At 71.5% G+C, this 8,779-nt stretch carries 8 protein-coding genes; 3 read left to right on the top strand and 5 right to left on the bottom strand.

Translation table 11 applies throughout. From position 1 onward, the window contains the following. Nucleotides 1-13: 13 nt before the first annotated feature. A complete protein-coding gene (locus FNQ90_RS05915; protein ID WP_182605298.1) occupies nucleotides 14-766 on the top strand; it encodes an SDR family oxidoreductase in 753 nt (250 codons plus the stop codon). A gap of 14 nt (nucleotides 767-780) precedes the next feature. Here the strand turns inward: FNQ90_RS05915 and FNQ90_RS05920 are convergent, their stop codons facing one another. The 5 genes from FNQ90_RS05920 to FNQ90_RS05940 all read right to left on the bottom strand — a co-directional run bounded on the left by FNQ90_RS05920 (nucleotide 781) and on the right by FNQ90_RS05940 (nucleotide 5,599). After that, nucleotides 781-1,377, bottom strand: a complete 597-nt coding sequence (locus tag FNQ90_RS05920) for an ATP synthase subunit B family protein (RefSeq protein WP_182605293.1) — start codon at nucleotides 1,375-1,377, stop codon at nucleotides 781-783. Beyond that, nucleotides 1,353-1,904, bottom strand: coding sequence for a hypothetical protein (locus FNQ90_RS05925; protein WP_182605294.1), 552 nt, complete (start codon nucleotides 1,902-1,904; stop codon nucleotides 1,353-1,355). Before FNQ90_RS05925 ends, FNQ90_RS05920 begins: the two co-directional genes overlap by 25 nt. A 233-nt stretch (nucleotides 1,905-2,137) precedes the next feature. After that, a complete protein-coding gene (locus FNQ90_RS05930; protein ID WP_182605299.1) occupies nucleotides 2,138-2,878 on the bottom strand; it encodes a succinate dehydrogenase/fumarate reductase iron-sulfur subunit in 741 nt (246 codons plus the stop codon). 5 nt (nucleotides 2,879-2,883) lie between these two features. Continuing rightward, nucleotides 2,884-4,893, bottom strand: a complete 2,010-nt coding sequence (locus FNQ90_RS05935) for a fumarate reductase/succinate dehydrogenase flavoprotein subunit (protein WP_182605295.1) — start codon at nucleotides 4,891-4,893, stop codon at nucleotides 2,884-2,886. 1 nt (nucleotide 4,894) lies between these two features. Further along, a complete protein-coding gene (locus FNQ90_RS05940) occupies nucleotides 4,895-5,599 on the bottom strand; it encodes a succinate dehydrogenase (protein WP_182605296.1) in 705 nt (234 codons plus the stop codon). Between the two features lie 106 nt (nucleotides 5,600-5,705). Between FNQ90_RS05940 and FNQ90_RS05945 the strand changes: the two genes are divergently transcribed. Both FNQ90_RS05945 and FNQ90_RS27080 read left to right on the top strand, forming a co-directional pair. After that, nucleotides 5,706-6,629, top strand: a complete 924-nt coding sequence (locus FNQ90_RS05945; RefSeq protein WP_182605297.1) for a LysR family transcriptional regulator — start codon at nucleotides 5,706-5,708, stop codon at nucleotides 6,627-6,629. Nucleotides 6,630-7,114: 485 nt separating this feature from the next. Further along, nucleotides 7,115-8,548: a S8 family serine peptidase gene (locus FNQ90_RS27080; RefSeq protein ID WP_323379797.1), complete on the top strand. Its 1,434-nt coding sequence runs from the start codon at nucleotides 7,115-7,117 to the stop codon at nucleotides 8,546-8,548. Nucleotides 8,549-8,779 lie beyond the last annotated feature (231 nt).

Below are 8,779 nucleotides of genomic sequence, written 5' to 3' on the forward strand. Positions count from 1 at the left end.
CCCCTCACCCCCCGTGGCCCGGCCGGTGGCGCTGATCACCGGGGTGGGGCGGAGCGTCGGCATCGGGGCGGGGATCGCCCGCCGCCTGGCCGCCTCCGGCTGGGACCTCGCCCTCACCCACTGGTCGCCCTACGACGAGCGGATGCCGTGGGGCGCGGAAACCGACGCCATGGAGGTGATCACCGCCGATCTCGATGGGCACGGCGCCGCGCACGCGACGATCGAGGCCGATCTGGAGGACCCGGAGGTCCCCGCCCGGGTCCTCGACGAGACCGAGCGCCGGCTCGGCCCGGTGACCGCCTTGGTGATGTGTCACTGCGAGTCGGTGGACTCGGACCTGCTGACCACCACCGTGGAGAGCTTCGACCGGCACTTCGCGGTGAACGCCCGGGCGACCTGGCTGCTGATCCGCGAGTACGGCCGGCGTTTCCGGAGCACTTCCGGCACCGGTCGGATCATCGCCCTCACCAGCGACCACACCGTCCGCAATCTCCCCTACGGCGCGAGCAAGGGCGCCATGGACCGCATCACCCTCGCCGCGACACACGAGTTCGCCCACCTCGGCGTCACCGCCAACGTCATCAACCCCGGCCCCGTGGACACCGGCTGGATGAGCGGGGAGACGCGCCGGGAGTGTGCGGAGCACACCCCGGCGGGTCGCCTCGGCACCCCGCGCGACACCGCTCACCTGGTCGACTTCCTCTGTTCCCCCGAGGGGGCGTGGATCAACGGCCAGTTGATCAAGAGCAACGGCGGCTTCTCCTGACGCCGGCGGGGTGCTCATCGTCGCGTCGGTGCTCCGGCCCGGGCCGGGATCCGGGCCGGCGGTCGGTGGTCGGGAGATCGGGCGTCCCCGGGAAGGGCGGTGGGGCCGGAGGGTCGCTCGCCCCGGGGACCGCTCCGCGCGGGCGGAGGCATGAGGTGGCGTTTCGCGAACAGGAGGAACAACCCGTAGCCGGTCACCAGGAGCAGCGCGGTGCCGATCCACTCCCGGGAACCGCTCGGTGGATAGACCCGGTCGCCGTGGCCGATGTCCACGGCGGCCACGGAGCGGTCGACCTCGAAGCCCTCGCGTCCGCTGCCGTACAGGGTGACCCCGGTGCGACCGGGGGAGCCGTCGGCCGCGTCGAAGCGCCCCGACCACAGGCAACTCTCGTGCCCCGGATGGGACACGCATTCCAAGCCCAGGACCGTGAAGGTCCCGGGGGCCCCGTGGGCGGTCGCCGCCCGCACCGCCTGCCCGACGTTGGGCACCGAGGCCCACAGCGCCAGGCAGGCGGCGAGGAGCAGTACCGCCGAGGTGAGCCGGGAGGGCGGCCTGCGGGGCGGCCGGGACGGCCTCCCGTCGGTGATCACCAACCGGGCGCGCAGGAGCACCGGGTGGCGACTCCCCGCGCCGGGCGACTGTGCAGCACCATCGCGACGATCATCGGCAGGGTCACCAGGGCGTTGTAGAGCAGATGCAACTCCACCCGGGGCACCAGGAGCTGCACCAGGCTGGTGGGGACCTCCCGGCCGGCCAGGTTCGTGCCGATGAGTGCCTGCATCAGCAGTATCAGGTGCTCGAAGTGGTGCCATACCTGGATGAGCAGGGTGATGTTCCACCACATGCGTGACGATCCGGTGAAACCCGGCCGCAACAGCAGGAATCCCACCAGCATGATCAGGGCGTATCCGTAGTGCATCCACTCCGAGGTGACCAGCCAGGGGAAGGGGATGCCCAACACCCCACGGGCCTCGGGCAGGGGCCACCCCAGGACGTAGATCTGAATCGCCTGCACGACGTGCTCGGCCCAGTGCGCCAGCACGATCACCAGGAAGATCTGCAGTGCCGTGCGGTGAAACCTGCTGTTGAGGGCATTGACCTCGGAGGTTTCGGGTGGTGCCATCGTGCCGGTAGCCATGACGCGTCCTCTCGATCCGGGTCCGGCCTTCATGACAGCAGCCGGCCGGGGGACGGTCTTCTCCCGTCGTGCTCGGTCGTCCGGGCCGGTTGAACACCGCGGGGGGACGGCGATGGCTCCCCGTGCTCCGCGGGTCGACCACGGCGAACGGCCCGATCGGTGCCGTCGCCGTTCCCGGGGGAGCGGGTGGAACCGACCGGGCCGTGGGGGACGGAACCGGTACGAGGGGGGGCTCAGCCCTTGCGCAGGGCCCTCAGGTACTCGCGGTTCATACGGGTGATGCTGAACAGCGGGATGCCCTTCGGGCAGGCCGTGGCGCACTCGCCGACGTTGGTGCACCCGCCGAAGCCCTCGGCGTCCATCGCCGCGACCATCTCCCGGGTGCGGGACTCCCGCTCCGGGCCGCCCTGTGGCAGGGCGTTGAGGTGCGTCACCTTGGCGGCGGTGAACAGCATCGCCGAGCCATTCGGGCAAGCGGCCACGCAGGCGCCGCAGCCGATGCACTCGGCGTTCTCGAAGGCCAGGTCGGCGGCCTCCTTGGGCACGGCGGTGGCGTGTGCCTCGGGGGCGCTGCCGGTGGGCGCGGTGATGTATCCGCCGGCGCCGATGATCCGGTCGAAGGCGGTGCGGTCCACCACCAGGTCCTTGATCACCGGAAAGGCCCCGGCCCGCCACGGTTCGATGTCGATGACATCGCCGTCGGAGAAGGACCGCATGTGCAGTTGACAGGCCGTGGTCCGCTCCGGACCGTGGGCGTCGCCGTTGATCACCATGCCGCAGGAGCCACAGATGCCCTCCCGGCAGTCGTGATCGAACGCGACCGGTTCCCGTCCTTCGGCGATCAGCCGCTCGTTGAGGGTGTCGAGCATCTCCAGGAAGGACATCTCGGGGGAGACGCCGTCCAGTTCGTAGGTGGTCATGGCCCCCGGCTCGTCGGGGCCGGCCTGTCGCCAGATGCGCAGGGTGAGCTTCATCAGCGTCATGCGTAGCTCCGCTGGGTGGGGTGGACGTAGGCGAATTCCAGCGCCTCGCGGTGCAGCACCGGCGCGCTGCCGGTACCGGTGTACTCCCAGGCGGCGGCGTAGGAGAAGGCGTCGTCGTCACGCATGGCCTCCCCCTCGGGGGTGCGGCTCTCCTCGCGGTAGTGGCCGCCACAGGATTCGGTGCGGTGCAGGGCGTCCAGGCACATCAGTTCGGCCAATTCCATGTGGTCCGAGATGCGGTTGGCCTGCTCCAGGGACTGGTTGAGGGTCTCGCCGGAGCCGGGGACCCGGATGCGCTCCCAGAACTCCTCGCGCAGCGCGGGGATGCGCTCCAGCGCCCTGCGCAGCCCTGCTTCGTTGCGGGACATGCCGCATTCGTCCCACAGCAGGGTGCCCAGCTCGCGGTGGAAGGAGTCGGGCGTGCGATCGCCGTTGTTGGACAGCAGTGCGTAGAGCCGGTCGGTCACGAAGGAGACGGCCTCCTGCGCCGCCGGGTGGTCGGCGTCCACCTTCTCCACGCCGCCGAGTCGGGCCAGGTAGTCGCCGAGGGTGACCGGCAGCACGAAGTAGCCGTCGGCCAGGCCCTGCATCAGGGCCGAGGCCCCCAATCGGTTGGCGCCGTGGTCGGAGAAGTTGGCCTCACCGATCGCGAACAGGCCCGGCACCGAGGTCTGCAGGTCGTAGTCGACCCACAGGCCGCCCATCGTGTAGTGGATGGCCGGATAGATCCGCATCGGCACCTCGTACGGATCCTCGGCTGTGATCCGTTCGTACATGTCGAAGAGATTGCCGTATTTCGCGGCGACCGCGTCCCGGCCCATCCGCTCGATCGCCTCGGCGAAGTCCAGGTAGACGCCCTGGCCGCCGGGGCCCACACCCCGGCCCTCGTCGCAGACGTTCTTGGCGGCCCGGGAGGCGATGTCGCGGGGCACCAGGTTCCCGAAGGAGGGGTAGAGCCGCTCCAGGTAGTAGTCCCGCTCCTCCTCGGGGATCTCGCGGGGCGGCCGGTCGTCACCCTTGCGCTTCGGCACCCAGATGCGACCGTCGTTGCGCAGGGACTCGCTCATCAGCGTCAGCTTGGACTGATGGTCGCCCGAGCGCGGGATGCAGGTGGGGTGGATCTGGGTGAAGCAGGGGTTGGCGAAGTACGCGCCGCGTCGGTGCGCCCGCCAGATCGCGGTGGTGTTGGAGTTCTTGGCGTTGGTGGACAGGTAGAAGACGTTGCCGTACCCACCGGAGGCCAGGACCACGGCATCGGCGAAGTGGGTGTCGATACGACCGGTGAGCAGGTCACGGGCGACGATGCCGCGCGCCCGCCCGTCGACGACGATCAGGTCCAGCATCTCGGTGCGCGGGTGCATCTCCACCCGGCCGGCGGCGATCTGCCGCGAGAGCGCCTGATAGGCGCCCAGCAGCAACTGCTGGCCTGTCTGCCCCCGGGCGTAGAAGGTGCGGGAGACCTGCACGCCGCCGAAGGAGCGGGTGTCCAGAAGGCCGCCGTACTCGCGGGCGAAGGGGACGCCCTGGGCCACGCACTGGTCGATGATCTGCACCGACACCTCGGCGAGGCGGTGCACGTTCGACTCCCGGGCGCGGAAGTCGCCGCCCTTGACCGTGTCGTAGAACAGCCGGTACACGGAGTCGCCGTCGTTGCGGTAGTTCTTGGCGGCGTTGATGCCGCCCTGGGCGGCGATGGAGTGGGCGCGCCGGGGGGAGTCCTGATAGCAGAACTGCAACACCCGGTACCCCTGCTCGGCGAGGGTGGCGCCGGCGGCGCCGCCGGCCAGGCCGGTGCCCACCACGATGACGGAGTGCTTGCGCCGGTTGGCGGGGTTCACCAGCTTGGCGTCGAAGGTCCGCTGTCGCCACCGCTCGGCGATCGGCGTGTCGAGGGGGGCGCGGGTGTCGGCGACCGGCTCGCCGACGGTGAAGTCGGTGTGGGTGCCCGAACCGGTACCCGTCGGGGAGGCTGTGCCGCCGCCGGGCGGCTGTTCGGTGGTGGTCATCTCAGCTCACGATTCCCGTCATGACGGCGATGGGGACGGACACGAAGCCGACGGTCAGCACGACCGCGAGGCCGGTGGACGTGGCCTTCAGGGCCCGGTCCCGTCGCGGGTGGTTCACCCCGAGCGTCTGGGCGGCGCTCCAGAAGCCGTGTTGGATGTGCAGGCCGAGGGCGAGCATCGCCACGATGTAGATGGTGTTGCCGTACCAGGTGGAGAAGGTGGCGACGACGTTCTCGTACGGCCGGCCCTCCTCGCCGAGCGGGTTCACGTGCCCGGTGGTCAGGTCCAGGATGTGCCAGACCACGAACAGCGCGATGATCACGCCGCCCCAGCGCATGGTGCGGGTCGCGTAGGTCGCCCGCCGCCGACCGTGGTCGTACTTCACCGGGCGGGCCCGGATGTCCAGCCGGCTGAGCTGCCAGGCGGCCACGATGTGGGCGATCACGGCGGCCAGCAGCACCACCCGCACGACCCACAGCAGCCATCCCTCGCCCAGCGCGGGCTCGCCGAAGACGCGCAGCCACTCGGCGTAGTCGTTGAAGCTCGTCGAGCCGGCGAAGATCTTGAGGTTGCCGAGCATGTGGACGATGAGGTAGATCAGCAGGATTCCGCCGCTGACCGCCATCACCGTCTTCTTCCCGATGGTGGAGCGCCAGAGGACGCGCAGGGAGGACGGGCGTCTGCCCGTGTCGGTCGCCGATGCCATGACATCCAACGGTATGAACGCCCCGGTCATTCGTCCAAGACGCAACGCGGCTGATCTCGATAGGAAAAGCCTATTATTGGTGCTCGGGGCCGCCTAGGCTGACACCATGCAGCTCCAGCAGCTCCGCTACTTCACCGCCGTCGCGGAAACCCGGCACTTCACCCGGGCCGCCCGGCGCGAGCACGTGGCGCAGCCCTCCCTCTCCCAGCAGATCCGGGCCCTGGAGCGCGAACTGGGCGCCGAGCTCTTCCACCGAGCCCGCGGCCACATCTCCCTCACCGATGCCGGGGAGGCACTGCTGCCGCTGGCCCGGCGCATCCTCGCCGACGCCGAGACCGCCCGCCGCGAGGTGCAGGAGGTGGCGCTCCTGCGTCGGGGCAGGGTGCGCCTGGGCGCGCCCCCGAGCCTGTGCACCAGCCTGGTCCCCGACGTCCTGCGGGACTTCCGCGACCGCTACCCGGCGGTCGAGCTGCACCTGCGGGAGGGGGGTTCCCCCGACCTGGTGCGGGTGCTGGCCGACGGCGAACTGGACCTCGCCCTTCTCATCACCCCGCTGACCGGCCCCGCCCCCGCGCTGACCGCCGTGGACCTGCTCCGCGAGGAACTGGTCGTGGTCTCCGCCCCCACCGGCCCGCCCCCGGTGCTGCGCGAACACATCCGCGTGGCCGACCTGCGCGGCCGCCCCCTGGTCCTGCACCGCCACGGCTACGAACTGCGCGAGGTCGTCGTCTCCGCCTGCCGCACGGCCGGCTTCGAGCCCACCGTGGGCGTGGAGGGAGGGGAGATGGACGCCGTGCTCAGCCAGGTGCGGGCCGGCCTCGGAGTGGCCGTGGTACCGGGGATGCTGGCCGCGCGCTCCGGACTGCGGGCCACCCCCTTCGCCCCGCCCGGTCTGCACCGCACGATCGCGGTCGCGCACCGCGCGGACGTCTCCCCACCCCGGGCCGCCCGCGAACTGGACCGCATCCTCCGCGCCCGCCTCCCGGCCCTCCTCCGCGAGGAGAACTTCGCCCGTCCGGTAGGCGGCTGATCCGGGAGCGCCCCGGACCTCGGAGGGTCGGCTCCGGAACACGGAGATCCTTCACGAACAGCAGCGGGAACGACGGGCGGGGGCGATGACGCCGAATGTCCGGCTCAGCCGTCCGCGGGCAACAGGCGGAAGAAGGCGTGCCCGGTGAGAGGGCGGATCCTGCGGAAATCCCGCTCCTCAACCGTGAGGAGGCAGTCCGTTCCGTACTCCGCGGACACCGCCACGCAACCCGGCAGATGGCCCGGGAGATCCACTCCCTTCCCGATGCCTCTTCTCTCCCGTTCTCTCCTGTCCCCCCACCCTTCGACAGGGGAGAACCCGCAGGGGGAACTCCCGGATCGGCCGGTTCCTTCATCACTCCCGAGGGTGAAGAACGCCCCTCGAACGAGTGGATCGGGTCACCGAACGGCGCTCCCGCCGCGCGGATCGGGCAGGAACCGGGTCGCGCGTCACCGCGCGGCCCGTCCCGACCGGGGCGAGGGCCGATGCCGAGGAGCGAGGAGACCATCACCATGGCCAGGACCCGGGTGCTCGTAGAGGTGACCGCCGACGATCACCGGGAGGGATTCGCGGCCTTCGCCGAGGCCGCCTCCTCCCCGGACAGCGCCCGTCGGCAGCTCGACCGCGCGTTGGGCGCGGTCGCGGGTCTCGGGGTCGAGCCCTCGGAGTCGGCCGGTCCGATTCCCCTGTTCGGCGGACCACCGGGAGCCGCCGACCCGGCCGTGCCCCGCTCGCTGCGCGCCTTCGCCGGGCCGGAGACCGCCGCCGACCTGGCCGCCACCTCCCTGGTGGTCCCGGCGGAGGTGGAGGAGTCGAGGTTGGAGGAGCTGCGCGGGCGCGACGGCGTGCTCGGTGTGTGGCCCAACTCCCCGCAACACCTGCTGCGCGGCGCCGAGCCCGATCTCCTGCGCGGTACCGAGGGGCGTATCCCGGCTCCCGCCCGCGCCCCCTCGGCCGTGGACTGCCGGCCCTTCCGGGAGGCGGTGGAGATCGAGGCCATCCGCGAGGCGTTGGGTGTCGGGGCGCTCTGGGAGGCCGGCTTCCGGGGCGAGGACGTGATCGTCGGGATCATCGACGAGGGCATCGACGGCGACACCTACCCCGTGGCGGGCGGGTTCGCGCCCGAGGGCGGCTCGCGCCAACCGGGCACCGCCCCCGTGACGAGCCACGGCTCGATGTGCGCGGCCGATGTGCTGGTCGCCGCCCCCGACGCCCGGCTGTACGACTACCCCTTCCTCGGCGTGCCCGACTCCGGGGGCGCGCTCGCGATGTTCCAGGCCGTCCTCGACCGGCGGCGTCGGGACGGCACCCCGCACCTGACCACCAACAGCTACGGCTTCGTCGGTGTCCCGGACCGTCGCACCAATCCCCGGCACGAGATCCACGACATCGACCACCCGTTGCACCGCAAGGTCCGTGAGGTGGTGGCCTCCGGGGTCGCCTGTTTCTTCGCCGCGGGTAACTGCGGGGAGCAGTGCGCCAGCGGTGCCTGCCACCCCAGCGGCACCGGCCCCGGCCGTTCGATCCACGCCTCCAACAGCCTCGCCGAGGTCATCACCGTCGCGGCGGTCAACAGCCGCTGCGAGCGGGTGGGCTACTCATCGCAGGGGCCGGGCATGTTCGAGCGGGAGAAGCCGGACCTGGCCGCCTTCACCCACTTCTTCGCCAACTTCGGCCCAGACCGTCCCGGCGGTACCGATGAGGCCCCCTACGACAGCGGCACCTCGGCCGCGGCCCCACTGGCGGCCGGCGCGGCCGCCCTGCTGCTCTGCGCGGCGCCCGACCTCTCCCCGGACGACCTGCGTCGCATCCTGCTCTCGGGGGCGAAGCCGGCCGGGGAGGCCGAGTGGGACCCCGGCTACGGACGCGGCGTACTCGATGTCGCGGCCTCCTACGCCGCCATGACCGAGGAGGATTGAGGGGGACCGGGAGGATCGGTCACGGTCACGGGCCCCGGCACACCGCCGGGGCCCGTGACCGGGCGGTGTGCCCCGGGGACGACACCGAGGAGGGCGAACGTGGAGTGGCTGTTGACGGTTCAGGCGGACACCGACCGGGCCGCTCTGGCGGCTCTGCTGACCGAGGTCGGGGGCGTGCTGCACGACCTGCCGGCCGTACCGATGGGGGAGGGGGAGCGGGTGGTGTACGCC

Source organism: Streptomyces alkaliphilus (assembly GCF_014141535.1).
GTDB classification, from domain to species: Bacteria; Actinomycetota; Actinomycetes; order Streptomycetales; family Streptomycetaceae; genus Streptomyces; species Streptomyces alkaliphilus.

Bases quoted from the DNA above. Each gene is read 5' to 3' on its own strand.
- FNQ90_RS27080 (WP_323379797.1), top strand. From the start codon at position 7,115: ATGCCGAGGAGCGAGGAGACCATCACCATGGCCAGGACCCGGGTGCTC.
- FNQ90_RS05945 (WP_182605297.1), top strand. From the start codon at position 5,706: ATGCAGCTCCAGCAGCTCCGCTACTTCACCGCCGTCGCGGAAACCCGG.
- FNQ90_RS05930 (WP_182605299.1), bottom strand. From the start codon at position 2,878: ATGAAGCTCACCCTGCGCATCTGGCGACAGGCCGGCCCCGACGAGCCG.
- FNQ90_RS05925 (WP_182605294.1), bottom strand. From the start codon at position 1,904: ATGGCTACCGGCACGATGGCACCACCCGAAACCTCCGAGGTCAATGCC.
- FNQ90_RS05940 (WP_182605296.1), bottom strand. From the start codon at position 5,599: ATGGCATCGGCGACCGACACGGGCAGACGCCCGTCCTCCCTGCGCGTC.
- FNQ90_RS05935 (WP_182605295.1), bottom strand. From the start codon at position 4,893: ATGACCACCACCGAACAGCCGCCCGGCGGCGGCACAGCCTCCCCGACG.